This window comes from Hydrogenophaga sp. L310, from assembly GCF_055703065.1.
The window spans coordinates 42,075-66,304 of the sequence record NZ_JBVPZA010000014.1 but is presented as its reverse complement, the minus strand read 5'-3'; the positions used below and the strand labels follow the sequence as shown (position 1 = coordinate 66,304).

25 protein-coding genes are annotated in these 24,230 nt (G+C 67.1%); 15 read left to right on the top strand and 10 right to left on the bottom strand.

Annotated features, from left to right (window positions below):
• Window positions 1-395 precede the first annotated feature (395 nt).
• Window positions 396-1,802, top strand: a complete 1,407-nt coding sequence (locus AC0GNO_RS19645) for an AmpG family muropeptide MFS transporter (RefSeq protein ID WP_472905176.1) — start codon at window positions 396-398, stop codon at window positions 1,800-1,802.
• On the opposite strand, the gene AC0GNO_RS19640 is transcribed toward AC0GNO_RS19645, so the two are convergent.
• Entirely contained in the window at window positions 1,768-3,336 is a 1,569-nt protein-coding gene (locus tag AC0GNO_RS19640) for a class I adenylate-forming enzyme family protein (protein ID WP_472905175.1), read from the bottom strand. The genes AC0GNO_RS19645 and AC0GNO_RS19640 overlap by 35 nt on opposite strands.
• Before the next feature lie 89 nt (window positions 3,337-3,425).
• Here AC0GNO_RS19640 and AC0GNO_RS19635 point away from each other — a divergent pair, with 89 nt between their 5' ends.
• Both AC0GNO_RS19635 and AC0GNO_RS19630 read left to right on the top strand, forming a co-directional pair.
• The gene (locus tag AC0GNO_RS19635; RefSeq protein WP_472905174.1) at window positions 3,426-4,157 is read left to right on the top strand and encodes a response regulator; all 732 of its coding nucleotides are present in this window, start codon (window positions 3,426-3,428) and stop codon (window positions 4,155-4,157) included.
• 119 nt (window positions 4,158-4,276) lie between these two features.
• A complete protein-coding gene (locus AC0GNO_RS19630; protein ID WP_472888207.1) occupies window positions 4,277-5,557 on the top strand; it encodes a sensor histidine kinase in 1,281 nt (426 codons plus the stop codon).
• 325 nt (window positions 5,558-5,882) lie between these two features.
• On the opposite strand, the gene AC0GNO_RS19625 is transcribed toward AC0GNO_RS19630, so the two are convergent.
• From AC0GNO_RS19625 to radA, 5 genes are all read right to left on the bottom strand, one after another.
• Window positions 5,883-6,713, bottom strand: a complete 831-nt coding sequence (locus AC0GNO_RS19625; protein ID WP_472905173.1) for a glycosyltransferase — start codon at window positions 6,711-6,713, stop codon at window positions 5,883-5,885.
• Between the two features lie 4 nt (window positions 6,714-6,717).
• The gene (locus AC0GNO_RS19620; protein WP_472888205.1) at window positions 6,718-6,927 is read right to left on the bottom strand and encodes a zinc-finger domain-containing protein; all 210 of its coding nucleotides are present in this window, start codon (window positions 6,925-6,927) and stop codon (window positions 6,718-6,720) included.
• A gap of 117 nt (window positions 6,928-7,044) precedes the next feature.
• Window positions 7,045-7,983 (bottom strand): branched-chain amino acid transaminase, encoded by a 939-nt coding sequence (locus AC0GNO_RS19615; RefSeq protein WP_472905172.1) that lies wholly within the window; start codon window positions 7,981-7,983, stop codon window positions 7,045-7,047.
• Window positions 7,984-8,041: 58 nt separating this feature from the next.
• A complete protein-coding gene (locus AC0GNO_RS19610; protein ID WP_472888203.1) occupies window positions 8,042-8,458 on the bottom strand; it encodes a glycerate kinase in 417 nt (138 codons plus the stop codon).
• Window positions 8,459-8,524: 66 nt separating this feature from the next.
• A complete protein-coding gene (gene radA, locus AC0GNO_RS19605) occupies window positions 8,525-9,901 on the bottom strand; it encodes a DNA repair protein RadA (RefSeq protein ID WP_472905171.1) in 1,377 nt (458 codons plus the stop codon).
• A 67-nt stretch (window positions 9,902-9,968) separates the two neighbouring features.
• Between radA and AC0GNO_RS19600 the strand changes: the two genes are divergently transcribed.
• Window positions 9,969-11,108 carry a hypothetical protein gene (locus AC0GNO_RS19600; RefSeq protein WP_472905170.1) on the top strand — a complete coding sequence of 380 codons (1,140 nt, stop codon included), beginning with the start codon at window positions 9,969-9,971 and terminating at the stop codon, window positions 11,106-11,108.
• Window positions 11,109-11,123: 15 nt separating this feature from the next.
• Here the strand turns inward: AC0GNO_RS19600 and AC0GNO_RS19595 are convergent, their stop codons facing one another.
• The gene (locus AC0GNO_RS19595) at window positions 11,124-11,420 is read right to left on the bottom strand and encodes an antibiotic biosynthesis monooxygenase family protein (protein WP_472905169.1); all 297 of its coding nucleotides are present in this window, start codon (window positions 11,418-11,420) and stop codon (window positions 11,124-11,126) included.
• Entirely contained in the window at window positions 11,408-12,460 is a 1,053-nt protein-coding gene (locus tag AC0GNO_RS19590; protein ID WP_472905168.1) for an NAD(P)H-dependent flavin oxidoreductase, read from the bottom strand. Before AC0GNO_RS19590 ends, AC0GNO_RS19595 begins: the two co-directional genes overlap by 13 nt.
• Before the next feature lie 104 nt (window positions 12,461-12,564).
• On the opposite strand from AC0GNO_RS19590, the gene hpaR reads away from it, so the two are divergent.
• From hpaR to AC0GNO_RS19535, 11 genes are all read left to right on the top strand, one after another.
• The gene (gene hpaR / locus AC0GNO_RS19585; RefSeq protein WP_472905167.1) at window positions 12,565-13,056 is read left to right on the top strand and encodes a homoprotocatechuate degradation operon regulator HpaR; all 492 of its coding nucleotides are present in this window, start codon (window positions 12,565-12,567) and stop codon (window positions 13,054-13,056) included.
• A gap of 10 nt (window positions 13,057-13,066) precedes the next feature.
• A complete protein-coding gene (locus AC0GNO_RS19580; RefSeq protein ID WP_472905166.1) occupies window positions 13,067-13,729 on the top strand; it encodes a fumarylacetoacetate hydrolase family protein in 663 nt (220 codons plus the stop codon).
• Complete coding sequence (locus tag AC0GNO_RS19575; RefSeq protein ID WP_472905165.1) at window positions 13,726-14,502, top strand: fumarylacetoacetate hydrolase family protein; 777 nt, start codon at window positions 13,726-13,728, stop codon at window positions 14,500-14,502. The genes AC0GNO_RS19580 and AC0GNO_RS19575 overlap by 4 nt, the downstream gene beginning before the upstream one ends.
• Window positions 14,503-14,518: 16 nt before the next feature.
• Entirely contained in the window at window positions 14,519-15,994 is a 1,476-nt protein-coding gene (hpaE, locus tag AC0GNO_RS19570) for a 5-carboxymethyl-2-hydroxymuconate semialdehyde dehydrogenase (RefSeq protein WP_472905164.1), read from the top strand.
• 339 nt (window positions 15,995-16,333) lie between these two features.
• The gene (hpaD, locus tag AC0GNO_RS19565; RefSeq protein ID WP_472905163.1) at window positions 16,334-17,260 is read left to right on the top strand and encodes a 3,4-dihydroxyphenylacetate 2,3-dioxygenase; all 927 of its coding nucleotides are present in this window, start codon (window positions 16,334-16,336) and stop codon (window positions 17,258-17,260) included.
• Between the two features lie 2 nt (window positions 17,261-17,262).
• Window positions 17,263-17,715: a 5-carboxymethyl-2-hydroxymuconate isomerase gene (locus AC0GNO_RS19560; protein WP_472905162.1), complete on the top strand. Its 453-nt coding sequence runs from the start codon at window positions 17,263-17,265 to the stop codon at window positions 17,713-17,715.
• 4 nt (window positions 17,716-17,719) lie between these two features.
• On the top strand, window positions 17,720-18,547 hold the full coding sequence (gene hpaH, locus AC0GNO_RS19555; protein WP_472905161.1) for a 2-oxo-hept-4-ene-1,7-dioate hydratase: 828 nt from the start codon (window positions 17,720-17,722) through the stop codon (window positions 18,545-18,547).
• A 23-nt stretch (window positions 18,548-18,570) separates the two neighbouring features.
• Window positions 18,571-19,332, top strand: coding sequence for a class II aldolase/adducin family protein (locus AC0GNO_RS19550; protein WP_472905160.1), 762 nt, complete (start codon window positions 18,571-18,573; stop codon window positions 19,330-19,332).
• The gene (locus AC0GNO_RS19545; protein WP_472905159.1) at window positions 19,329-20,360 is read left to right on the top strand and encodes a 2-dehydropantoate 2-reductase; all 1,032 of its coding nucleotides are present in this window, start codon (window positions 19,329-19,331) and stop codon (window positions 20,358-20,360) included. The genes AC0GNO_RS19550 and AC0GNO_RS19545 overlap by 4 nt, the downstream gene beginning before the upstream one ends.
• The gene (gene hpaI, locus AC0GNO_RS19540; RefSeq protein ID WP_472905158.1) at window positions 20,357-21,166 is read left to right on the top strand and encodes a 4-hydroxy-2-oxoheptanedioate aldolase; all 810 of its coding nucleotides are present in this window, start codon (window positions 20,357-20,359) and stop codon (window positions 21,164-21,166) included. The genes AC0GNO_RS19545 and hpaI overlap by 4 nt, the downstream gene beginning before the upstream one ends.
• Before the next feature lie 222 nt (window positions 21,167-21,388).
• The gene (locus tag AC0GNO_RS19535; protein WP_472905157.1) at window positions 21,389-22,897 is read left to right on the top strand and encodes a Fic family protein; all 1,509 of its coding nucleotides are present in this window, start codon (window positions 21,389-21,391) and stop codon (window positions 22,895-22,897) included.
• Between the two features lie 230 nt (window positions 22,898-23,127).
• Here the strand turns inward: AC0GNO_RS19535 and AC0GNO_RS19530 are convergent, their stop codons facing one another.
• Together AC0GNO_RS19530 and AC0GNO_RS19525 are read right to left on the bottom strand one after the other, a co-directional pair.
• The gene (locus AC0GNO_RS19530; protein ID WP_472888187.1) at window positions 23,128-23,388 is read right to left on the bottom strand and encodes a hypothetical protein; all 261 of its coding nucleotides are present in this window, start codon (window positions 23,386-23,388) and stop codon (window positions 23,128-23,130) included.
• Window positions 23,389-23,567: 179 nt separating this feature from the next.
• On the bottom strand, window positions 23,568-24,221 hold the full coding sequence (locus AC0GNO_RS19525; protein WP_472888186.1) for an OmpW/AlkL family protein: 654 nt from the start codon (window positions 24,219-24,221) through the stop codon (window positions 23,568-23,570).
• Window positions 24,222-24,230: the final 9 nt, after the last annotated feature.

The following is a 24,230-nucleotide window of genomic DNA, read 5'->3' as shown; positions in this document are numbered from 1 at the left end:
GCGTGGATGAGGACACACTGTTCCAAGTGTGGTTCTGGTTGAGAACAAGACACCTTGAGTGGTGTCGATCTGTTGTCGGCCAAGACTCCGACTGCAGCGAAATTTACATATAGTTACGTATTTTCGATGCGTGGATGCAACAGAAATAGCCCCGAAGGGGCCATTCTTTTGCACATGATCAGCACAGCAGGCTGTTCATGGGTCTATTCCCAGGGGGAAATATGACACTTTGATTGAGCGACCATGCACGGCTCCGCTCGGGCTCCTCACCTATGAAATTCATAGAGAAAAGCTGTCTTGGTTCATGCTGAATGGTTCAGCTACAGAAGCGACTTCGAGTCGCACCATGGGTCAATAATAGGCAAAGCCCCCGCCGGGCGCACCCACCTGCCGCAATGACCGAGAACGCCGTCACGACTTCGACCCCACCCCCCACAGCCCGGCCCACCTGGGGCGAAACCCTGCGGGCCTATCTGGAGCCCGCCAGCCTGCGCATGTTCGCGCTCGGTTTCTCGGCCGGCTTGCCGTTGCTGCTGGTGCTGGGCACGCTGAGCTTTCGCCTGCGCGAGGCGGGGCTGGACCGCACGACCATCGGTTACCTGAGCTGGGTCGGTCTGGCCTACGGGTTCAAGTGGTGCTGGTCGCCGCTGGTGGACCGGTTGCCGATCCCGCTGCTCACGCGCTGGCTCGGGCGGCGGCGCAGCTGGTTGCTGCTGTCGCAAGGGGCGATCATGGCGGCGCTGGTGGGCATGGCGCTCTCGGACCCGCGCACCGGGCTGAACGTGGTGGTGTGGTGCGCGCTGGCGGTGGCGTTTGCCTCGGCCACGCAGGACATCGCGCTGGACGCGTACCGCATCGAGTCCGCCGACACGCGGCACCAGGGCGTGCTCGCCGCCACGTACCAGACGGGCTACCGGCTGGCGATGATCTGGGCGGGGGCGGGGGTGTTGTGGCTGGCGGCGCGGGCCGAGGTGGCACCGGTGGCGCAGGCCTTGGCGGCCGTGGCTGACGCCGCCAAGCCCGCGCCGGGGTCGCTGTACCAGAACGCGGCGTGGACCACGGCCTACCTCGTCATGGCCGCGAGCATGCTGGTGGGTGTCGTGACGGTGCTGTTTTCGCGCGAACCGGTCCAGCTCGCCGTGCCGCCCTCGCGCAATGCGGCCGAGTGGTTTCGGGGCGCTTTCGTCGAGCCGTTCGCCGACTTCCTCCAGCGCTACGGCAAGCAGGCCCTGCTGATCCTGGCGCTGATCGGCGTCTACCGCATCAGTGATGTGGTGATGGGCATCATGGCCAACCCGTTTTACGTGGACATGGGCTACACCAAGGACGAGGTGGCGGCGGTGACCAAGGTTTACGGCGTGATCATGACCCTGGTCGGCGCCTTCATCGGCGGCGCGCTGTCGCTGCGCTGGGGCGTGATGCGGGTGCTGATGCTGGGCGCCATCCTGTCGGCGGCGAGCAACCTGCTGTTCGCCTGGCTCGCCGGTCATGGCCACGACGTGACGGCGCTGATCGCCGTGATCTCGGCCGACAACCTCAGCGCGGGCGTGGCCTCGGCCGGCTTCATCGCCTACCTCTCCAGCCTGACCAACGTCACGTACTCGGCCACGCAGTACGCGCTGTTCAGCTCCATGATGCTGCTGGCGCCCAAGTGGCTGGCGGGCTATTCGGGGGCGTTCGTCGATGCCTACGACTACCCGACCTTCTTCACCGCAACGGCCTTTCTCGGTGTTCCGGTGTTGCTGCTGGTCTGGCTCGCCACGCGCCTCATTCCGCTGCCGGAGCGTCCAGCAGGCGTTTGAGCTCGGCCTTCTGCACCTTGCCGAGCGCGGTCTTGGGCAGGGCGTCGACGCGAAGCCAGCGGCGCGGCCACTTGTAGCGCGCCAGGCGCCCTTCGAGGAAATGCTGCAGGGGTTCGGCCCAGTCCGGACGGTCGTGCTCGCCGGGCTGCAGAACCAGCACCGCGACCGCCACCTCGCCCCAGCGCGCGTCGGCCTGGCCGATCACGCTGCACTCGACCACCAGCGGGTGTTGCAACAGCAGGTTTTCGATCTCTGCCGGGTAGATGTTCTCGCCGCCGGAAATGATCATGTCCTTGGACCGGCCGACCACGGTGAAGCTACCGTCCGGCGCCTGTTGCGCCAGGTCGCCGCTGTGGAAGAAGCCGTCAGCGTCGCAGGCCGCGCGGTCGGGCCAGTAGCGCTGCACCACGTTCGGCGCGCGCAGGCAGATCTCGCCCACTTCGCCAGGCGCCACCACAGCGCCTAGGGGGTCGCGCAGCTGCACCTCGACACCGGGGGCCGGCCAGCCGCAGGAGCCGGCATGGTCCTGGGCGTTTTCGGCTGGCAGGGCGATCGAGAACGGGCCGGTTTCGGTGCTGCCGTAGACGTTGCAGACCGGCACGCCGCGCGCATGAAACGCGGCCAGCGGTGCGGGCGGCAGCAGGCTGGAGCCGGCCCAGACCGCGCGCAGGCTGGACAGGTCGGTGCCGGTCCACTGCGGGTGTTCGGTCAGCGCCTTGAGCGTGGCGGGCACCTGGAGCGTGAGGGTGGGGCGTTCGTTCGCGATGCAGTCCAGCGTGGCCGCGGCGTCGAAACGCGAAAAGAGCAGCACGCGCGCGCCGACCGACAGGGCCGGCAGCGTCTGGAGGCACAGGCCGCCGACGTGGAAGAGCGGCAGCACGGTGAGCACGGTATCGCTCGCCGTCAGACCCTGGACCTGGGCGGCGATGGCCATGTTGGCCAGCAGGTTGCCCTGGGTATGCACCGCGGCTTTGGGGGCGCCCGTGGTGCCGGAGGTGTAGACCAGCAGGACCGGCTGGTCGAGCGCGTCGTCAGGGCCGGGATCGTTCGGGCCCGCCGCGATGGCCGGGTCGGGGTCTTGGGCCAGCTGCCGGGCTGGCACGCGGCACATGCCGGCCGGTGCCGGATCCGGCAGCGCCTCTGCGGCCGGTGCGAAGTGGGCATCGTGGACCAGCAGCCTGGGTTGGCAGTCGGCCAGCACGGCAGCCCACTCGGCTGGTGCGAGCCGGTGGTTCAGCGGCACCAGCAGCGCGCCCAGTCGCGCCAGCGCAAACAGCAGCACGATCTGCAGCGGGTGGTTCAGTCCCAGCCAGGCAATCCGGTCACCGGCCTGCACACCTTGCTGCGCCTGCAACTGCCCGGCGACGGCGACCACCCACGGCGCCAGATCCGCATAGCGGATGTCGGGGCCCGCGGGTGACCCGGGATCGCGAGCGCCCAGCGCGATGGCTTCGGGGCGTTCGTGCGCCAGGCGCTGCAGCAGGGCGTCCAGTGACCGGGCAGGCAGGGGCAGGGGGTTCTCGGGCGGGGCCATTTACCGAACTTTACGCGAGCGGCGCACGCGGTTGACCCGCGCGCGCGAAGATGGCTGACAACCGGATCCTGACCGCTACACTGAATGCCATGACCTCCCCGACGCCTACCCGCCTCCTGATGATCGAAGACGATACCCGGCTGGCCCAGATGGTCACCGACTACCTGGGCCAGTCGGGCTTTGCGGTCACGCACGCGCCCGACGGAGAGCAAGGGCTTGAACATCTGATGTTGCTGCAGCCCGAGCTGGTGATCCTGGACCTGATGATGCCCGGCATGGACGGGCTGGAGGTCTGTCGCCGCATCCGCGCCTTGCCCAACGAGAACGCGCGCGTGCCCGTGCTCATGCTCACCGCCAAAGGCGATCCGATGGACCGCATCATCGGGCTGGAACTGGGTGCCGACGACTACCTGCCCAAACCGTTCGAGCCGCGCGAACTGCTCGCGCGCATCCGCGCCGTGCTGCGCCGCCGGGGGGAGCCGGGCAGCGCTGCATCCGCCACGCGCAGTGCACCCGCGCTGCGCTTTGGCTCACTGGAGATCGACCGCGATGCGCGCACGGTGCAGGTCGCGGGACAGGCGTGTGAACTCACGTCCTACCAGTTCGACCTGCTGGTGGCGATGGCCGAGCGCGCCGGGCGCGTGCTCACGCGCGACCAGATCATGGAGGCCGTGCGTGGCCGCGAGCTCGAAGCGTTCGACCGCAGCATCGACGTGCACATCGGTCGCATCCGCACCGCCATCGAGGTCGACAGCAAAGACCCCAAGCGCATCCTGACGGTGCGCGGCGTGGGCTATGTGTTTGCCAAGCAGCAGGACTAGATGATGCCCCCCTGCGCCGCTTTGCGGCTTCTCCCCAGGGGGACAACGCTGGCGGCCCGGCGAAGCCGGTTCCGCGGCGTTCCCGCTGAATGCACAGCCCGTGTCGCGGAGGTGCGCTCATGAAAAGCCTCTGGGGCCAGCGGCTGTACCTGCGCATCTGGCTCGCTGTGGTGGCGGCCGTGGCGGTGCTGACGCTGGTGGTGGGCTGGCTCTGGCAGATGGCGCTGGATCGGGACCGCGAGGAGCGCGATGCCCGCGTGGCGCGCGAGATCATCTTGCGCAACGGGGCCGGTGAGGAGATGGGGCGGTCGCCCGCCAAGGCGGTGCGCATACCGGGTCAGGGGCTGGAATTCCAGGTGGAGATGAAGGACGGCCAGACGCTTTACGTCCTGCTGCCGCGTGCCAACCGCCCGCCTGGCAGCTTGCCGTCACGGCGCAGCCTGTTCGGCTTGCAGTCGCCCTTTGGTTTCGCCTGGCTGCTGGGGCTGGTGGCGCTGGCGGTGGCGCTGGGGGCGTACCCCATCGTGCGCCGACTGACCAAACGACTGGAAATCCTGCAAAAAGGCGTGGAGCGCTGGGGTCAGGGCGACCTGAGCACGCGCCTGCCCGTGCAGGGCCAGGACGAAGTGGCGTTTCTGGCGGCGCGGTTCAACGCCGCGGCCGAGCGCGTGCAGACCTTGCTGCTCTCCCACAAAGCCTTGCTGGCCAACGCTTCGCACGAGTTGCGTTCGCCGCTGGCGCGCATCCGCATGGGGCTGGAGCTGCTGGGGCATGACCGTGCCGGGTCCAGTCAGCGCGCCGAGATCGCGCGCAGCATCGAGGAGCTGGACCAGCTGATCGACGAGATCCTGCTGGCCAGCCGGCTGGAGGCGCGTGATGCCAACGATGCTTCAACCCTGGGGCCGACAGAGGAAGTTGATCTGGTGGGCCTGGCGGCCGAGGAGTGCGCCCGCACCGGTGCCGATCTGGAGATCGCGCCCGGTGGGTCGTCGCTGCTGGTGCAAGGCCATCCGAGGCTTTTGCGCCGCTTGTTGCGCAACCTGCTGGAAAATGCGCGGCGCTATGGCCGCCCGGTCTCTGGCGCAGATGCCGATCCGGGGGAGCCGCAGGTGCGCCTGACGCTGTCGCAGCGGTCCGGCTCGGGATCCCGGGCGTCGACGACGGGTGCTTCCGGTGTGGCGGTCTTGTGGGTGGACGACCGGGGTCCAGGGGTGCCGACCGAGTTGCAGGCGCGCATTTTCGAGCCGTTCTACCGCCTGCCAGGCGCCAGCGAGAAAGAAGGCGGCGTGGGTCTGGGGCTGTCACTCGTCAAGTCCATCGCCGAGCGCCACCGGGGCTTGGTGCGTTGTGAATCCCGTCCAGGTGGCGGCGCGCGCTTCGTGGTTGAACTGCCGCTGTGAGCGTCAGCCGGGTTTTCATGCGCCAAGGCTCCATCGAGGACCGTATGGCCCGTGTTTTTGGCGAAAAGGTGGGCGATTTTCCAACAAAACGGGCCGATGCTCCCCCAAATGGGGGATGTTTGAAACCCATGTGGCAGCGCACAATAAACCCTGTTGCTGTCACAACATTTCGAAAAAGCAGATCCGGCAAACTCCATACGTTGTTCCAAGCGTTTGAAACTGGTCTCCCAACGACGTCCTTCCAAGGACTTTCAAAGCCACCGCAAGGTGGCTTTTTTTTGTCTGTCTGACCCGTCTGACAAAGGGGTGTCAGGAAGTTGGGTGGCTACAGGCGGTCGATGCCCTGGTCCGAGAGGGTCTTGCCGGCCTTGCGCGAATGCAGGGCTGTCTCCTTGTTCTTTTCCTTGCCGGCCGGGTCGGCATAGTCCCGTTCGTGCTCCAGGTGCAGCACCGGCGCGGTGTACCGCAGGTGTCGGCCCCGGATGCCGGCGTTGTTCAGACGGAACCCGAGTTCGATGTCTTCGGCGCCGTAGCCGAAGTTCTCGTCAAAGCCGTTCACCTTGATCAGGTTGATGCGCCAGGTGGAGCTGTTGCCGCCGTTCCAGGTTTTGCTGACCGGGGTCAGGCTTTCGGCCAGACCCGACATCCACGCCGGGTAGAGCCCGGCTTTCAGCCGGTTGCTGAGACTGTCCAGGGCCTGGTGTGCGGACAGCCACTGCGGCGTGAACACTTCGCCGGATTCGATCTGGCCCCTGGCGACGGCGTTGCTTGTGGGTGCATCCAGGCGAATCACGCCGCCGGTACAGAAGCGACCCGGTTTGCTCAGTGTGAGGTGGCGTTCGACAAACACCCGCCCAGGCACGCAGTCGCCATCCAGAAAGATCAGGTATTCCGCTGTCGAGCTGGCAATGGCTTTGTTCAGGATGCGGTTCTTCCGGAAGCCATGGTCTGCGTGCCAGATGTGGCGAAGCCGCGGACCAAACGCCTCGGCCCATGCGTTCACCAGATCCCGGGTGGCTTGCCCGGAGCCGTCGTCGGCAATGCAGAGCTTGAAGTTGGCGATGGATTGGTGTCGCAGGGCACACAAGGCCAGATCCAGCGCGTGGGGGTTGTTGTAGGTTGAGACAACAAGCTCGACGCTGCCTGGCCTTGCCATGGATTCAGTGCCGGTGCGCCAACTGCTCGTTGGCGCCGAGCCGGTAGACGGAGCCGCAATACGGGCAGCGCGCTTCGCCGGTCTTGGCCACATCCAGGTACACCTTGGGGTGGCTGTTCCAGAGCTTCATGTCGGCCTTGGGGCTGGGGCAGAAGATGCCGCCCTGGTGGTTCAGGTCCGCGGCGGCCAGTTCGATGGTGGATGACGTGCTCATGGGGTGTTTCAAGTTCGGTGGGAATGCCAGGGATCTGTCCAGTGGCACCGCGGAACGGGCTTTGCCCGGCCGCTGGTGCCGCCCCCTGGGGGGTGACGCCGCAGGCGGCGCGGGGGGTCAAACCCTGGCCAGCCAGTGGGCGTACTTGTCGTTGCGGCCATTGACGATGTCAAAGAACGCGCTCTGGATCTTTTCGGTGATCGGGCCGCGGCTGCCGGCGCCGAGCTCGATGCGATCCAGCTCGCGGATCGGGGTCACTTCGGCGGCGGTGCCGGTGAAGAAGGCCTCGTCGGCGATGTAGACCTCGTCGCGGGTGATGCGCTTCTGCACGATCTCCAGGCCCAGGTCCTTGGCGATGTGGAACACGGTGTTGCGCGTGATGCCGTTGAGCGCGCCGGCCGAGAGGTCGGGCGTGTAGATCACGCCGTTCTTGACCACGAAGATGTTCTCGCCCGCGCCTTCGCTCACGAAGCCCGAGCTGTCGAGCAGCAGGGCTTCGTCGTAGCCCTCGTCGGTCACTTCCATGTTGGCCAGGATGGAGTTGGTGTAGTTGCTCACCGCCTTGGCCTGCGTCATGGTGATGTTGACGTGGTGGCGGGTGTAGCTGCTGGTCTTGACGCGGATGCCGCGCTGCAGGCCCTCTTCGCCCAGGTAGGCACCCCAGGACCAGGCTGCCACCATCAGGTGGATGGTGTTGCCCTTGGGGCTGACACCCAGTTTCTTGTCGCCGATCCAGGTGAGCGGGCGGATGTAGGCGCTATCCAGCTTGTTTTCGCGCACCACAGCCTTCTGGGCTTCATTCACTTCTTCCCTGGTGAAAGGCAGCTTCATGCGCAGGATTTTGGCGCTGTTGAACAGGCGCTCGGTGTGTTCTTCCAGGCGGAAGATCGCCGTGCCGTTGGCCGTGTTGTAGGCGCGCACGCCTTCAAAGGCGCCACAGCCGTAGTGCAGGGTGTGGGTCAGCACGTGGATCTTGGCGTCGCGCCAGTCGACCATCTGGCCGTCCATCCAGATCTTGCCATCGCGGTCGGACATCGAGGGAACTACGGGGCTCATGCATTCGTCCTTTGGAAATGAGGGGGCGGCCCGGGGCCAGGCCTGCCAACCGGCAATTTTACGGCGCCGGGTCCGTGGCCTGGTCGGTCGCCAGGCGGTCCAGGGTCCAGCTCTGCAGCCGGCCGCGCTGGAAGGTGCCGGTCACCGACGAGGCACTGCCGTCGGTCCAGCGGAACACCTCGGGTTCCTCGCCCTCGACGGACAGGCGCTCTCCGAGCGCGCGCGTCATGGCGATCACATGCATCAGCGTCACGCCGGTCTTGAGTTTTGCGTTGAGCATGACGGCGCTGTCGACCCAGCCGATCGGCCGGTTCGCGGCCCGTTTCATGACCGTCATCAGTCGCGTGAAGTGCAGCAGCAGCCACATGAGCAGACCGCCCGACACGGCAACCACGCCGGGCCAGCCGTAGCCTCGATACGCCAGATACAGCAGCACAGCGCCGGCCAGGGGCACAACAAGTCTTTGAAAGTTCATGCCCCGGATTGTCGCGGCTGGCGACGGTCGGCTGGCTGCGGACACTGCGTATCTGTCCGCGTCAGGTCAGGCCAGGCTGCGCGCGAGTTCCATCGCCTCTTCAATGCGCTCCACGGCGTGGATGGTCAGGCCCTCGAAGGCCTTGTCGTTTTTCTTCGGCGCGTTGGCCTTGGGCACCACGGCCACGCTGAAGCCCAGCTTGGCGGCTTCCTTCAGCCGCTCCTGGCCGCGCGGCGCGGGCCGCACCTCGCCGGCCAGGCCCACCTCGCCAAAGGCAATGAAGCCTTTGGGCAGGGGCTTGCCGCGCAGGCTGCTGGTGATGGCCAGCATCACGGCCAGGTCGGCGGCGGGTTCGCTGATGCGAACGCCGCCGACGGCGTTGACGAAGACGTCCTGGTCCATGCAGGCCACGCCGGCGTGGCGGTGCAGCACGGCCAGCAGCATGGCCAGGCGGTCGCGGTCCAGGCCCACACTGAGGCGCCGTGGCGAAGGGCCGCCGCTGTCCACCAGCGCCTGGATCTCCACCAGCATCGGCCGCGTGCCTTCCAGCGTCACCATCACGCAGCTGCCGGGCACGGGTTCGGAATGTTGCGAAAGAAAGATTGCGCTCGGGTTGCTCACGCCCTTGAGTCCACGCTCGGTCATCGCGAACACGCCGATCTCGTTCACCGCGCCAAAGCGGTTCTTGATCGCGCGGATCAGGCGGAAGCTCGAATGGGTGTCGCCTTCGAAATACAGCACCGTGTCCACCATGTGTTCCAGCACACGCGGTCCGGCCAGCGCGCCTTCCTTGGTCACGTGGCCGACCAGCACGATGGCCGTGCCGCTGGCCTTGGCCGCACGAGTGAGATGGGCCGCGCACTCGCGCACCTGCGCCACCGAGCCCGGTGCGCTGGTGAGCTGCTCGGAATACACCGTCTGGATCGAGTCGATCACGGCGATGGCGGGCCTCACATGGTCCAGCGTGGCGAGGATCTTCTCCAGCTGGATCTCGGCCAGCACGCTGACCTGCGAACCGTCCAGCCCCAGCCGGCGCGAGCGCAGCGCCACCTGGGCTCCACTTTCTTCACCCGTGACGTAGAGCGTCTTCTGGCCGGATCGCTGCAGCGAATCCAGCGCCTGCAGCAGCAGGGTGGACTTGCCGATGCCCGGGTCGCCGCCGATCAGCACCACGCCGCCCTCCACGATGCCGCCGCCCAGCACCCGGTCCAGTTCGTCGTGACCGGTGGGCGTGCGCTGCACGTCGGTGGCGTCGATGTCGGCCAGCGTCGTGACCTCGGCCGTCTTCGCCAGTGAGGCGAAGCGGTTCTTCGCCGGGGAGGTGGATTCGGCCACCGATTCGATCAGCGTGTTCCAGGCGTTGCAGTGCGGGCACTTGCCCAGCCACTTGGGGCTGCTGCCGCCGCATTCGTTGCAGGTGTATTGGGTTTTTTCTTTGGCCATGTGGCAGGCAATATAGTCGAGTCCCGCCGGGCTGGCCCCGGCCCCGCCCGCACCCACTGGACCGCTTTTGCCCGACCCCCGCCATCCCTCCCCGCCGCCCGCCGCGGCCTTGCGCGCGCTGCCGCCCGGCGAACAGCCGCTGACGGCCGCCGCGCGGGCCTTCAACCTGCAGCTGACCCGCGTCGACAAGCTCAAGGCGCAGCTCTCCGAACTGGACGCGCTGGGCCAGTCGCACCGCGTGGAGGTGCATCGCTGGGTCGCGCCCTTGCAGCAGCGCCAGCGCCAGCGCATGCGCGAACTGGCCTTGTGGCTGGCGGAGTGCCTGCAGGGCAAGACCCTGAGCAGCCGGCAGCAGGCGACGGCGACCGAGGCCCTGTGCCGGCTGGCGCAGTCCCTGGCCGAGGAGGGCGACAGCGCCATGGCCGCGCTGCACGACCAGCACAGCCCGCAGACGCTGGCGCAGAAGAAGCAGGCCGCGGCCGACGCCCTGCGCGAGCGGCTGGAGCAGGTGCTGGGCGAACCGCTGGCTGATGCCAGTGAAGACGCGTCGGTGGAAGAGCTGTTGCGCGCCGGCATGGCGCGGCTGCGCGAGTCGCAAGGCGAAGAACAGGCGCGCCGCCAGGCGAAGACGAAGGCGCGCAAGGCGCGGCAGAAACCCGGCGCGGAACAGACCCAGGCCCAGGTGCAGCAGGCCGACGCCGAGACACAGCTGCGCACGCTGTTTCGCCAGCTCGCCAGCGCCCTGCACCCGGACCGCGAGACCGACGCTCAGGAGCGCCTGCGCAAGACCGCGCTCATGAGCGAGGCCAACGCCGCCTATGGCCGCAAGGATCTGGTGACGCTGATGCAGATCCAGCTGCGCGCCGAGCTGGCCGACCCGGCCGCCGTATCGCGCCTGGCCGAAGACAAGCTGGCCGCGCTGACCCTGTTGCTCAAGCAGCAGGTGGCCGGGCTGGAGCGCGAGCGCGCCGCGCGCCAGCAGCGTCTGGCGGGCGAATTCGACCTGCCGCCGGGCCAGGTGGCCAACCCGAACACGCTCAAACAGCATCTGCTGGCCCAGGTGGCGGCGCTGGAGTCGGCTCTGGCGCAGACCGAGCAGGATCTGGAGCAGGTGCAGGAACCGGCCGGCCTCAAGCGCTGGCTGAACCGGCAGCGCGAAACACCGGGTCGTGCGCGTGCGGACCGCGATCCCGACGACTATTTCTGAACCGCCCCTGGCGACTCACGTCGCCGGGTGGCTGTAACGGCGTTTCACTTCGGCGATCTCCACCGAATACGCGGCGTACCAGCGCTCGCGCCCCAGTTGCTGCGCGGCCAGATGGTCGGTGTGCTGTTTCCAGGCGCGGATGCTGGCCTCGTCGGGCCAGTACGACACGGCAATTTCCTGCTTGCCCTCGGTGGCGGCGGTGAAGTCCAGGCAGCCGAACCGCGTCAGCGCGAGTTCACGCATCTGCGCGGCCATGGCGCTGTAGTCGGCATCGAGGGCGCGCGCCTGGGCGCGGAAGATCACGACAAACATTCGAAGCCCTGGATGAGTTGACGGGTGATGTCGGCCGCCGGCAGCGACCGGCAACCGCTGGCGTTCTGGCCCGACCACAGCGGTGAAAAATCGCCACGGCCCAGCGCCTCGAAGTGAGCGCGCAACGGCGCCATGGCGGCGGTGGCGAGCGGGAAGGCCGGCGCGGCCGGGCTCAGGGGACCGAGTTCGCGCATCACGCGGTTGACGATGCCGCGCGCCGGCCGGCCGGTGAACACGTTGGTGAGCGCGGTGTGGCGCACGGCGGCGCTTTGCAGCGCGGCGCGGTGCAGTTCGCTGGTGGTGGCTTCCGCGCTGCACAGGTAAGCCGTGCCCACCTGCACACCCGCCGCACCCAGCGCCATCGCCGCGGCCACGCCCGCCGCATCGGCGATACCGCCAGCGGCGATCACCGGCACGTCCACGGCGGCCACGATCTGCGGCAGCAGCGCGAAGATGCCCAACTGTGTGGTGATGTCTTCCGTCAGGAACATGCCGCGGTGGCCACCGGCTTCCAGGCCCTGGGCGATCACCGCATCGGCGCCGTGGGCCACGAGCCAGCGCGCTTCGTCCACCGTGGTGGCGCTGGACAGCACCACGCTGCCCCAGCTCTTCACACGGGCCACCAGCTCGGGGGCCGGCAGGCCGAAGTGGAAGCTCACCACCGGCGGACGGAAGGGTTCGAGCAGGTCGGCCGTTGCGGCGCTGAACGGGATGCGGCCGGCGCCGGCCGGCACCCCGGCGAGGTCCAGCCCGGCCTCGGCATAGAAGGGGGCGAGCGCCGCGCGCCAGCTGGCCTCGCGGGCCGCATCGGGCTCGGGTGGTGTGTGGCAGAAAAAGTTGACGTTCCAGGGACGCTGCGTGCCGGTGCTCAGGGTCGTCAGCTCGCGCTGCAGGGCCTCGGGTGTGAGCATGGCGCAGGGCAGGGAGCCCAGGCCGCCGGCGTTGCTGACGGCAATGGCCAGGGCCGCGCCCTGCACGCCGGCCATGGGGGCCTGGATCAGCGGGAATTCGGTGCCCAGCAGGGAAGGGAGGTTTTTCATGGCGCGCATTGTCCCCCTGCGCCGCCCGGTCGTGTGCTGCCCAAGGGCTTCATCGGGAAAACCCTCGGTTTGAGGCTGGGGAAATCATTTAACATATTAAATAAATGAGCACCGAAACCCCCTTTGTCCACCGCAACCTGCCGCGCCTGCTGCTCGAAGCGCGCGAGGCCGTGATGCAGCACACCCGGCCCAGCCTGCGCGAGCACGGCCTGTCGGACCAGCAGTGGCGCGTGTTGCGCGTGCTGGGTGAACACGCGGCCGATCCGGCGGGCGTGGAGACCGGCCGCGTGGCCAGCGAAGCCCTGCTGCTGGGCCCCAGCCTCACCGGCGTGCTCACGCGCATGGAACGCGACGGCCTGATCAGCCGCGCGCGTTGCCCGCAGGACGCGCGCCGCACGGTGGTGCGCGCCACGCCAGCTGGACTGAAGCTGGTGCGCACGCTGTCGTTGACCATCGAGGCGCACTACGCCTGGATGGAATCGCAACTGGGTAAGGCGCGGCTGGCGCAGCTCTACACCCTGCTCGACAGCGTGATCGCGCTGGAAGTGCCCGATGCCGATGCGGTCGAGGGCGGGGCCGAACAAGACGCCGCATGAAGGAACCGAGATGAACACCCCCTGGACCCCGCCGTACCTGCCGCAGGGCACGGTCTACGGCACCCTGCTGAACTTCCGGCGCGAACACGCGCTGTGGGCGCCGCGCATGAACGAGGCGCCCTACAAGGCGCCGCCGCAGGCGCCGGTGCTCTACATCAAGACCGCCAACACCTTCACACCGTCGGGCCATGCCATCGCGCTGCCCCGCCAGGTCGCCGAGGTCGATGTGAGCGCGTCGCTCGGTCTGGTTGCGGGCGAGGGCGGCCGGGTCGCGAGCGCCGTGCTGTTCAACAACGTGGCGATTCCGCACGAGAGCTACTTCCGCCCGTCGGTGAAGTTCCGCTGTGTGGACGGCTTCCTCGGTGTGGGGCGCGATGCCGTGGCGCTGGACGTCCTGGGGGGCCTCGACGGCCTGGCCGGGCTCGTGATCGAGCTGCGCATCAATGGCGTGCACCGCCAGACCGTGGCGCTGGCCGATCTGGTGCGCGACGCGGCCACGCTCTGGGCCGACGTGAACGCCTTCCAGGCCTTGCGGCCGGGCGACGTGTTGATGCTGGGCACCGATTGCCTGCCCGACGGCACCCGCCCGCGCGCCAAAGCCGGGGACGCGGTGGAGATCCTGGCCACCGGCTTCAAGCCGCTGGTGAACGCCTTCGTCGGAGAAGCGTCATGAAAAGAGCCCGTATCGCCTGGGCCGGCGCGGTCCACGACGCCATCGAAGCCGATGGCCAGCTCGAACTGCTCACCCCCGCTTTCAAAGGTCGCCGCGTGACTTTCAACGAGGTGGTCTGGCTGCCGCCGCTGGCGCCCGTTGACCGCGCGCGCACTGTGCTCGCGCTGGGTCTGAACTACGCCGATCACGCCAAGGAACTTGATTTCAAGGCGCCCGAAGAGCCGCTGGCCTTCGTCAAGGGCGAGTCCTCGCTGATCGGTCACCGCGCCTTCACCGTGCGACCCGACGGCGTGATGTTCATGCATTACGAATGTGAACTCGCGGTGGTGATCGGCAAGCCTGCGAAGCGCGTGAAGAAGGCCGACGCATTGCAGTACGTGGCCGGCTACACCGTGGCCAACGATTACGCGATCCGGGACTACCTGGAGAACTGGTACCGCCCCAACCTCAAGGTCAAGAACCGCGACACCTGCACACCCATCGGGCCTTGGCTGGTGGACGCGGCCGATGTGCCCGACCCGATGAACCTGGCGCTCACGACCACCGTGAACGGTCAGCTCACGCAGCAGGGCAGCACGAAAGACATGATCTTCGATGTGCCCACGCTGATCGAATATTTCAGCAGCTTCATGACCCTGATGCCCGGCGACCTGATCCTCACCGGCACGCCCGACGGCGTGGTGGATTGCCAGCCGGGGGACGTGATCGTCACGTCCATCGAACACATCGGTGAACTCATGAACACCATCACAGCGGCGCCCAAGGCCGCCTGACAACGCAGGAACCGACATGACCCAACGCATTGACCACCTCATCAACGGCAAGACGGTTGCTGGCAGCGACTACTTCGAAACGATCAACCCCGCCACACAAGGCGTGCTGGCCGAAGTGGCTTCGGGCACCGAGGCCGACATCAACGCGGCGGTGCAGGCCGCCAAGGACGCCTTCCCGGCCTGGGCCGGCCTGCCGGCCACCGAGCGCGCGAGGAAGATCCGCGCACTCGGCGAGCTGATCGCGAAACACGTGCCCGAGATCGCGCAGACCGAAACCGACGACACCGGCCAGGTGATCGCGCAGACCGGCAAGCAGCTGATCCCGCGCGCGGCGGACAACTTCAGCTACTTCGCCGAGATGTGCACGCGCGTGGACGGCCACACCTACCCCACGCCCACGCACCTGAACTACACGCTGTTCCACCCGGTCGGCGTGTGCGCGCTGATCAGCCCGTGGAACGTGCCCTTCATGACGGCCACCTGGAAGGTCGCGCCCGCGCTGGCGTTTGGCAACACGGCGGTGCTGAAGATGAGCGAGCTGTCGCCCCTGACCGCCGCGCGTCTGGGCGAGCTGGCGCTGGAGGCTGGCATCCCGGCCGGCGTGTTGAACGTGGTGCACGGCTTCGGCAAGGAAGCGGGCGAGCCGCTGTGTGCCCACCCGGACGTGCGCGCGATTTCCTTCACCGGCTCCACGGCGACGGGCAACCGCATCGTCAAGACCGCGGGCCTGAAGAAATTCAGCATGGAACTGGGCGGCAAGAGCCCGTTCGTGGTCTTCGACGACGCGGACCTGGACCGCGCGCTCGACGCCGCACTCTTCATGATCTTCAGCAACAACGGCGAGCGCTGCACCGCCGGCAGCCGCATTCTGGTGCAGCAAAGCATCTACGCCGACTTCGCTGCGAAGTTCGCCGAACGCGCCAAACGCATCGTCGTGGGCGACCCGCAGGACGAGAAGACCACCATCGGTCCGATGATCAGCCAGGGCCACATGGCCAAGGTGCGCAGCTACATCGAGCTGGGGCCGAAGGAGGGCGCGACGCTGTTGTGCGGTGGCCTCGACCGGCCGTCGTATGCGGCCGAACTGCCCGCGCATGTGCAGCGTGGCAACTATGTCTGGCCTACGGTGTTTGCCGACGTGGACAACCGCATGCGGATCGCGCAGGAAGAGATCTTCGGCCCGGTGGCCTGCCTGATTCCGTTCCGGGACGAGGCTCACGCCATCGAGTTGGCGAACGACATTGCTTACGGTCTCTCCAGCTACGTCTGGACCGAGAACCTGGGCAAGGCACACCGCGTGGCCGCGGCGGTGGAGGCGGGCATGTGTTTCGTGAATTCGCAGAATGTGCGGGATCTGCGGCAACCCTTCGGTGGCACCAAGGCTTCGGGCACGGGGCGCGAGGGCGGCACCTGGAGTTACGAGGTGTTCCTGGAGCCCAAGAACGTGGCGGTCTCCCTCGGTTCCCATCACATTCCTCATTGGGGGGTGTGATTTGTTCTCCGCTGTTTCGCTCAAAGGGGTGGGCAGGATCGAACGGCCGGGGCGCTCTGCTCCGCTCATGTCCCCCGGAACGGGCTGCGCCCGTTCCTCCTCCTTTACTTCGCTGCGCAGAACACCCCACCCGATCGATCCGACGCGAGGTGTCGGCGCTCATGCGGCGACGGACCAGCTGTGCAGTGGGTTGGCTACGCCGGGTGTCCACCGCAGCGAAGTAAAGGAGGAGGGCTGCGCGCAGCGCAGACCGGGGGACATGAGCGGAGGTGGGCGCCCGGCGTGGCCAACCCACGGGGCCAACGAAGTATTTCCCACCATCAGCAGGAGACAAAACACATGGGCAAAGTAGCACTCGTAGGAAAGATCACCCACGTCCCTTCTATGTACCTCAGCGAACTCGACGGCCCCCGCAAAGACTCCCGCCAGGACGCCATCGACGGCCACAAGGAAATCGCGCGCCGCTGCAAAGCGCTGGGCGTCGACACCATCGTCGTGTTCGACACCCACTGGCTCGTCAACGCCAGCTACCACCTCAACTGCGCGCCGCATTTTGAAGGCACCTACACCAGCAACGAGCTGCCGCACTTCATCAGCAACATGCCGTTTGCCATCCCCGGCAACCCCGAGCTCGGGCAGCTGCTGGCCAGGGTGGCCAACGAACACGGCGTGGAAACCCTGGCACACCACGCCACCACGCTCGGCCCGGAGTACGGCACGCTGGTGCCCATGCGCTACATGAACGCCGACCAGCACTTCAAGGCCGTCTCGGTCTCGGCGCTGTGCACGGTTCACTACCTCAACGACAGCGCGCGCCTGGGCTGGGCCATGCGCAAGGCGGTCGAAGACCACTACGACGGCACCGTCGCCTTCCTCGCCAGCGGCAGCTTGAGCCACCGCTTCGCACAGAACGGCCTCGCGCCCGAATTCGCCTTCAAGGTCTGGAGCCCCTTCCTCGAAACGCTGGACCACCGCGTGGTGCAGATGTGGGAAAACGGCGAGTGGGCCAACTTCTGCGGCATGCTGCCCGAGTACGCTGCCAAGGGTCACGGCGAAGGCTTCATGCACGACACCGCCATGATGCTGGGCGTGCTGGGCTGGAGCGAATACGACGGCAAGGCCGAGGTCATCACGCCGTATTTCGGTGCCAGCGGCACCGGCCAGATCAACGCCGTGTTTCCCGTCACCCCCGTCACGGGCAAAGCCATTCCCAAGGCGCAGGCCTCGGCCGCCGACGGCTTCAGCCTGGTCAGCACGAGACTCTGAACATGCCCCACCTCGTCATCCTCTACACCCCCAACCTCGACAAGCCCGCGGCCGAAGGCGGCGTCGACATGAGCGGCCTGTGCCGCGCCCTGTGCGACACCATGCTCGCGGTGCGCGACGATCAGGACCGGCAGGTCTTCCCCCACGGTGGCACGCGCGTGTTCGCCTACCCCGCCGCGCACAGCGCGGTGTCCGACGGCGGTGCGGCCGGCATCGCGGCCGGCCTGGGCGGCGACTACGCCTTTGTCTACATGAACGTGCGCATGGCCCAGGGCCGCAGCGCTGTCGTTCACCAGCGCGTGGGCGAGGCGCTGAACGCCTGCGTGAAAGAACGCTTCGCCGAGCAACTCGCCAGACGCCCCATCGGCATCACCGTGCAGGTGGACGAAGGCCACGAGGTCTTCGACGCCAAGAACAGTTCCCTGCACCCGCTCTTTGCACCCAAGAAAGCCTGACCCCATGTTCAGCCCCGAACTCATCGCCCAGCTCGCCGCCGAGCTGCAGCAGTCGCAACAGACGCGCACGCCGGTCGAACATTTCTCCAAACGCCACCCGGGCATGACCGTCGACGACGGCTACCGCATCGGCCGCGCCTGGGTCGAACTGCAGAAGGCCGAAGGACGCCAGGTCATCGGCCACAAGATCGGCCTCACCAGCCGCGCCATGCAGATCAGCAGCCAGATCGACGAGCCGGATTACGGCACGCTGCTCGATCACATGCTCTACACCGCGCAGGCCGGCGAGGTGCTGGAGATCCCCGTGAAGCACTTCATCGCCCCGCGCGTCGAGGTCGAGCTGGCCTTTGTGCTCAAGGCTCCACTCACCGGGCCGGACGTGACGGTGGACGATGTGCTCGCTGCCACCGACTACATCACGCCCGCCATCGAGATCATCGACGCACGCATCGAGCAGTTCGACCGCCACACGAAAGTGATGCGCAAGGTCTACGACACCATCAGCGACAACGCGGCCAACGCCGGCATCGTGATCGGTGCGGGCGACCCGGCGTTCCGCGCTGACCCGCGCGCCACCAACCGCCCCTGGTGTGGCGCCATCCTGCGGCAGAACGGCGCGGTCGAAGAGACGGGCCTGGCCGCCGGCGTGCAGGGCGACCCCGCCATCGGCATCGCCTGGCTGGCCAACAAACTGGCGCCCTGGGGCGAATCGCTGCAGGCCGGCGAGATCGTGCTGGCCGGCAGCTTCACGCGGCCCGTGGCCGCCAGGGCGGGCGACCTGTTCGAGGCCGATTACGGCCCGCTGGGTTGCCTGCGTTTTCGCTTCGTCTGAAAAGCACCCGAGGAGACCAACACATGTCCGAAGCCTTCCTGCGCCCCGCGCGTTTCAGCGAAGCCGAGTGGGCCGCCCGCGTGCAGCTCGCCGCGTGTTACCGCATCTTTGCCCACCTCGGCTGGGCCGAGCTGATCTACAACCACATCTCGCTGCGCGTGCCGGGGCCGGACGACCACTTCCTCATCAACCCCTTCGGCCTGCACTACACCGAGGTCACGGCGTCCAACCTGGTGAAGGTGGACATTGATGGCAACACCATCGGCCACAGCGACTGGCCCATCAACCCGGCCGGCTTCACCTTCCACGGCGCCATCCACGCCACGCTGCCCGACGCGCACTGCGTGATGCACGTGCACACCACGCCGACCATGGCGGTGTGCTGCCTGAAAGACGGCCTGTCGTTCACCAACTTCTACGCCGCGCAGCTCTGGGGCCAGGTGGCCTACCACGAGTTCGAGGGCATCACCGTGCACCGCGATGAAGGCGCTCGCATCCTCGCGTCGTCGGGTGGCAAGCCGGTGCTGCTGCTGCGCAACCACGGCCCGGTGGTCATCGGCCGTTCGCTGGCGCAGGCGTTCAACCTGATGTGGCTGGTGCAGCGCGCGTGTGAAATCCAGGTGGCCTCGCAGCCGCTGGGTGAACTGCAGCCGATCACCGAAGCCGCTTTGCAAGCCTGCGTGCGCGACTCGCTCAACTTCAACCCGAAGTTCGGCGCGGGTGAGGACTCCTTTGCCGCCATGCAGCGGCTGATCGACCGCATCGACCCGGGGTATCGCGCATGAACACGACACCGTCATTCAAGAAAGTCGCCATCGTTGGTGTCGGCGCCATCGGCGGCCTGTTCGCCGGCTGGCTGGGCTCGCGCCTGCCGGCCGGTCAGATCCAGCTCTCTGCGGTGGCGCGCGGCGACACGCTGCGGGCGTTGAAGGAGCGCGGCCTGGTCTGGGTCGACGCCGACGGCGCGGAACACCGCGTCGCCGTCAACGCCAGCGACGACCCGGCCAGCCTGGGTGTGCAGGACCTGGTGATCGTCTCGGTCAAGGGCCCGGCGATGCCCGCCGTCGCGCCCGCCGTGCGCGCCCTCATGGGGCCACAAACCACTGTGCTGGTCGCCATGAACGGCGTGCCCTGGTGGTTCTTCGACGGCCTGCCCGGCGAAGCTGCGGGGCTGCGCCTGAACGCGGTCGACCCCGGTGGCGTGACGGCCGCGCAGATCCCCACGTCGCAGGTCATCGGCTGCGTGGTGCACGCCAGCGCCGCCGCGCCCCAGCCCGCGCGCATCGAGCGCATCAAGAACAACCAGCTCATCATCGGCGAGCCGGCCGGCGGCGTGAGCCCGCGCGTGCAGGCCGTGGCCGAGCTCCTGGGCGCGGCCGGCTTCGGCGTCACCGTGTCCGAGCGCATCCAGCGCGACATCTGGTTCAAGCTCTGGGGCAACATGACGATCAACCCCATCTCGGCCATCACCGGCGCGCCCTGCGACCGCATCCTCGACGACCCGCTCGTGCGCGGCTATGTCAGCGCCATCATGCTGGAGGCCAAGGCCATCGGTGCGCGCATCGGCATCCCCATCGACCAGAGCCCCGAAGACCGCCACGCCGTCACGCGCAAGCTCGGCTCGTTCAAGACCTCCATGCTGCAGGACGTGGAAGCCGGCCGCCCCATCGAGCTCGACGCCCTGGTCGGTGCGGTGCGCGAGATCGGGCAGCACCTGGGCGAACCCACGCCGAGCATGGACGCATTGATGGGCCTGACGCGCCTGATGGGTCAGATGCGCGGCCTCTACCCCGAACCCACGAAGACACCATGAAGATCCCCCAGAACACCTTCCGAGACGCCCTCAAGGCCGGCCAACCCCAGATCGGCTGCTGGGTCGGCTTCGCTTCGCCCGACGTGGCCGAGGCCCTGGCCGGCTGCGGCTTCGACTGGCTGCTCATCGACGGCGAACATGCGCCCAACGACCCGCGCACCGCCCTCGACCAGCTGCGCGCCATTGCGCCCTATGGCAAGACCCACGCCGTCGTGCGCGCGGTCGAGGCCAATGTGGCCCTGGTCAAGCAGTACCTCGACATCGGCGCGCAGACCCTGCTGATCCCGATGATCGACACCGCCGAACAGGCCGCGCTTATGGTCCAGGCCATGCGCTACCCGCCCGAAGGCATCCGCGGCATGGGCGCGGCGCTCGCGCGCGCCTCGCGCTGGAACCAGGTGGACGACTACCTCAACCAGGCCAATCACCAGATGTGCCTGCTGGTGCAGGCCGAGACCGTGACCGCGGTGAACAACCTCAAGGCCATCGCCGAGACCGAGGGCGTGGACGGCGTGTTCTTCGGCCCGGCCGACCTCTCGGCCAGCATGGGCCACCGCGGCCAGCCCGGCCACCCCGAGGTGCAGAAGGTCATCCTCGACGGCATCGCCACCGTGCGCGCCGCCGGCAAAGCCGCCGGCATCCTCGCCACCGACCCGGCGCTGGCGCAGCAGTACCTCGACGCGGGCGCGCTGTTCGTGGCGGTGGGGGTGGACACGACGCTGCTCGTGAAGGCGGCGAGTGGGTTGGTGGAGCGGTTTGGCGCAGGGGCTTCAAAGGGGGCGGCTGCGCCGTCGGGTGGGTACTGAGCGGCGACGGGGTGTCGAATCTGAAGAAGAAGTCTTCGACAACCCGATTTTTGAAGAAAAAGTCGGTCGCCTGAAGATTTTGTCTGGCCGGTGTGTGCCTTCTGATGGTTGGGTAGCAGCAGGTTGCTGATCGGGATCTGAAGAAAAAATCTTCGAATCCTTTATTTCTGAAGATAATTTCAGAAATCTGAAGATTTTTGCTGTCACCACTCTCCTACCAACATGAGCGACGTCGGCTACGCCTGGATCCAGGACACCATGGGCACCCCGGATTTCCTGGGCGCTCAGCGGGCGCGTCTGGCGCCGGTCAGCCGCATCGAGCGCCTGGAAGACGGCGCCCTGCTGGTGCCCCTGCGGCAGGCGCCCGACGCCAGCCTGCTGCACCACGCCCTGTTCGCCCTCAAGCACGAAGGCGTCCGGCTGGACCTGCTCCTGTGCGCCCTGCGCCGGATCCCGCCCGCCGAGCTGGTGGCCTGGGTGCAGGCCACGCCCAACAGCCTCTACGGCCGCAAGCTCGGGCACCTGTGGGAGCGCCTGCACCAGCAGCGCCTGCCGGGGCTGGACGACTTCAGCTCGACAGCGCCCTATGCGCCGCTGTTCGACCCGGCGGACTACTTCGTGGGGCCCGCCCATCGCGACGCCCGCTGGCGCATCGTGTTCAACGGCCTGGGGGACATGCATTTCTGCCCGGTCGTGCGCAAGACCCTGGCGCTCAATGCCCTGATCGACAAGGACATCCTTGGCCAGGTGCAGGCGTTTGCCCAGTCTGTAGGCCAGGCCATGCTGGAGCGGGCCCTCAACTGGGCCTACCTCAGCGAAACCGAAGGCTCATTTGCCATCGAAGGCGAGTCGCCCTCTGCTGACAAGGCCACCCTGTTCGCAGCCCTGCTCAGGCGCGCACACGAACCGCGCCCCCTGACCGAGGACCTGCTGGTGGAGCTGCAGAATGCGGCCATCTCCAACCCCTTCGACAAGGCCGTTCAGTTCCGCACCGAGCAAAACCGGCTGCAACGCGACGTGCCCGGCGCCGCGGGCGTGACCTATGTGCCGCCCGAGCCCGAATTGGCCGTGGAACTGATGGAAGGCCTGATGCGACTGGCCAACCAGCCACCCGCCACGCTGGACCCGCTGGTGCACGCCAGCGTGGTGTCGTTCGCCTTCGTCTTCATCCACCCCTTCATGGACGGCAACGGGCGCCTCTCGCGCTACCTCATCCACCACTGCCTGGGCCAGTCGGGCCGCCTGCCGCCGCAGTTTCTGCTGCCGATTTCGGTGGCCATGAAGAAGCACGAGGCCGACTACCTGCAAGCGCTGACCGCCTTCAGCAAACCCGCGCGGCAACTCTGTCAGGTGTCCTGGGCTGGCGACGAGCATTACAGCTACGACTGGGTGCCCGAGGCGGACACCTGGTTCCGCCACATGGACCTCACCGAGGCGGTGACCTTCACCCTGGCCATGGCCGAGGCGTCACTGGACACCCACATGCGCCAGGAGGTGGAGTTCCTAGGCCTGTTCGACCGCGTCAAACGCCACATCAACGACCGCTTCGACCTGCGGGGCAGCGATCTGGCGACGCTGATCATCACCATCTTCCAGAACGGTGGCACGCTGTCCAACAACCGACGAAAGCGCTATGCGGACAGGGTGCAGGCCCATGTGCTGGATGCGGTGGAAAGCGCGGTTGCGAGGGCGATGCGGGGGGACCCGCTGGACGATGCGGAGCAGGCTTGAGCAAGCATCTGCCATAGCCTGACCCAGTAGTAACTCGTCGCTGGGGCGCTGTTTGTGGCGGTGGGGCTGGACACCAGCCTGCTGGTCACAAGGCCGCGGCCGAGTTGGCGCGACGCTTCTCAGGAGTGAGCGCGCTTGCGCCTTCTGCTGCCGGGGGCTACTGAGAGCGACCACAGTGGCAGGCGCACACGCTTGCGTTCAAACGATACCTCTCGGGTATGACGAGAGAGTCAATCGATATTGTTGCCAGGCCTTGCGGACATCATCACAAAGTCCTTCTTTGGAACCTCGCCAACGGATCTTCCGCCTTCAAACATCAGTGTCAGGGCATTCGTTGCCTGCATCATGACGCCCAGGCGGTCGTGCTCCAGGTGATGGAACAGGGCGGCCTTGCTGAGAAGCCGGATGCTGATGCCGGTGGAAACGATCACCATGCTTGCCGTCAAAAGGGCGAAGAAGAACCTCTGCCGCAGGGTGACTTGGTTGAACATGGAAATTTTCTACCCAACGATGTTGGGTAGTGCTGCGATTGCTTGCAGTCTCTCATTCATCGGAGCATTCATCGTGAACCTGAGATGGTGCTCGAAGCATGAGTGACCAAACGCTCAGAGAAGGTCAACCCATGCTGGCTGCAAGCCAACCGCCACCCGAACGGGTCGGGTGGCACGCTTCAGAACCGACGACCGACCGAGAGGAACACCACCAGCGGATTGAGCCGGACATCGGCCCGTGTGGAGGCACCACCGAAGGCGGGCAGTGTGCCTGTGGCCTTGGTTTTCAGAAAGATCTTGCGGGCATCGAGCGACACTGACCAGGTCGGATCGATCGGGAGCTCCACGCCGAGCTGCAGCACCGACCCCCAGGCGCTGCGAGTGTCCAGGTCGGTGATGAAGGCGTCGCGGTTCCGGGTCACGATGGTGTAGTTGATGCCGGCGCCCACATAGGGGCGTACCGGTCCGTCTTCCAACAGTTTCCAGGTGAGCGACAACACGGCCGGGGCATAGGTCACCTTGCCCAGCTGGCCGGCACTGGCCAGAGCGCCTTTGCCGCTGAGCGTGGTCTCGGGTGGAATGCCGGCCAGGAAGCGGGCGGTCAGGCGGTCCGAGATGTCGTAGGCAACCTCAAGGCCCAGCGTGGTGCTGCTGCTGGCCGATGCATCGCCGCCCGGCACCAGGCTGCCGCCGACCTGCACGTCGGCCCTGGTGCTGAAAGCGACGTGGGCCGGACCCAGGCGCACCGTCCAGGGGGAGGTACCGGCGGCGTTCGCTTGTCCGACAGTGAGGCACAGCGTGCCAGCGGCCAGGGAAATCAGGGTTTTCTTCATGGTTTGTCT

What these genes read in the sequence shown, in the direction of transcription:
- radA (WP_472905171.1), bottom strand. Translation starts at nt 9,901, where the DNA reads ATGGCCAAAGAAAAAACCCAATACACCTGCAACGAATGCGGCGGCAGC.
- AC0GNO_RS19620 (WP_472888205.1), bottom strand. Translation starts at nt 6,927, where the DNA reads ATGAGCACGTCATCCACCATCGAACTGGCCGCCGCGGACCTGAACCAC.
- AC0GNO_RS19635 (WP_472905174.1), top strand. Translation starts at nt 3,426, where the DNA reads ATGACCTCCCCGACGCCTACCCGCCTCCTGATGATCGAAGACGATACC.
- hpaH (WP_472905161.1), top strand. Translation starts at nt 17,720, where the DNA reads ATGTTCAGCCCCGAACTCATCGCCCAGCTCGCCGCCGAGCTGCAGCAG.
- AC0GNO_RS19530 (WP_472888187.1), bottom strand. Translation starts at nt 23,388, where the DNA reads ATGTTCAACCAAGTCACCCTGCGGCAGAGGTTCTTCTTCGCCCTTTTG.
- AC0GNO_RS19630 (WP_472888207.1), top strand. Translation starts at nt 4,277, where the DNA reads ATGAAAAGCCTCTGGGGCCAGCGGCTGTACCTGCGCATCTGGCTCGCT.
- hpaE (WP_472905164.1), top strand. Translation starts at nt 14,519, where the DNA reads ATGACCCAACGCATTGACCACCTCATCAACGGCAAGACGGTTGCTGGC.
- AC0GNO_RS19560 (WP_472905162.1), top strand. Translation starts at nt 17,263, where the DNA reads ATGCCCCACCTCGTCATCCTCTACACCCCCAACCTCGACAAGCCCGCG.
- AC0GNO_RS19545 (WP_472905159.1), top strand. Translation starts at nt 19,329, where the DNA reads ATGAACACGACACCGTCATTCAAGAAAGTCGCCATCGTTGGTGTCGGC.
- AC0GNO_RS19615 (WP_472905172.1), bottom strand. Translation starts at nt 7,983, where the DNA reads ATGAGCCCCGTAGTTCCCTCGATGTCCGACCGCGATGGCAAGATCTGG.
- AC0GNO_RS19525 (WP_472888186.1), bottom strand. Translation starts at nt 24,221, where the DNA reads ATGAAGAAAACCCTGATTTCCCTGGCCGCTGGCACGCTGTGCCTCACT.
- AC0GNO_RS19610 (WP_472888203.1), bottom strand. Translation starts at nt 8,458, where the DNA reads ATGAACTTTCAAAGACTTGTTGTGCCCCTGGCCGGCGCTGTGCTGCTG.
- AC0GNO_RS19535 (WP_472905157.1), top strand. Translation starts at nt 21,389, where the DNA reads ATGAGCGACGTCGGCTACGCCTGGATCCAGGACACCATGGGCACCCCG.
- AC0GNO_RS19590 (WP_472905168.1), bottom strand. Translation starts at nt 12,460, where the DNA reads ATGAAAAACCTCCCTTCCCTGCTGGGCACCGAATTCCCGCTGATCCAG.
- AC0GNO_RS19575 (WP_472905165.1), top strand. Translation starts at nt 13,726, where the DNA reads ATGAAAAGAGCCCGTATCGCCTGGGCCGGCGCGGTCCACGACGCCATC.
- AC0GNO_RS19645 (WP_472905176.1), top strand. Translation starts at nt 396, where the DNA reads ATGACCGAGAACGCCGTCACGACTTCGACCCCACCCCCCACAGCCCGG.
- AC0GNO_RS19595 (WP_472905169.1), bottom strand. Translation starts at nt 11,420, where the DNA reads ATGTTTGTCGTGATCTTCCGCGCCCAGGCGCGCGCCCTCGATGCCGAC.
- hpaR (WP_472905167.1), top strand. Translation starts at nt 12,565, where the DNA reads ATGAGCACCGAAACCCCCTTTGTCCACCGCAACCTGCCGCGCCTGCTG.
- hpaD (WP_472905163.1), top strand. Translation starts at nt 16,334, where the DNA reads ATGGGCAAAGTAGCACTCGTAGGAAAGATCACCCACGTCCCTTCTATG.
- AC0GNO_RS19580 (WP_472905166.1), top strand. Translation starts at nt 13,067, where the DNA reads ATGAACACCCCCTGGACCCCGCCGTACCTGCCGCAGGGCACGGTCTAC.
- AC0GNO_RS19625 (WP_472905173.1), bottom strand. Translation starts at nt 6,713, where the DNA reads ATGGCAAGGCCAGGCAGCGTCGAGCTTGTTGTCTCAACCTACAACAAC.
- AC0GNO_RS19550 (WP_472905160.1), top strand. Translation starts at nt 18,571, where the DNA reads ATGTCCGAAGCCTTCCTGCGCCCCGCGCGTTTCAGCGAAGCCGAGTGG.
- AC0GNO_RS19640 (WP_472905175.1), bottom strand. Translation starts at nt 3,336, where the DNA reads ATGGCCCCGCCCGAGAACCCCCTGCCCCTGCCTGCCCGGTCACTGGAC.
- hpaI (WP_472905158.1), top strand. Translation starts at nt 20,357, where the DNA reads ATGAAGATCCCCCAGAACACCTTCCGAGACGCCCTCAAGGCCGGCCAA.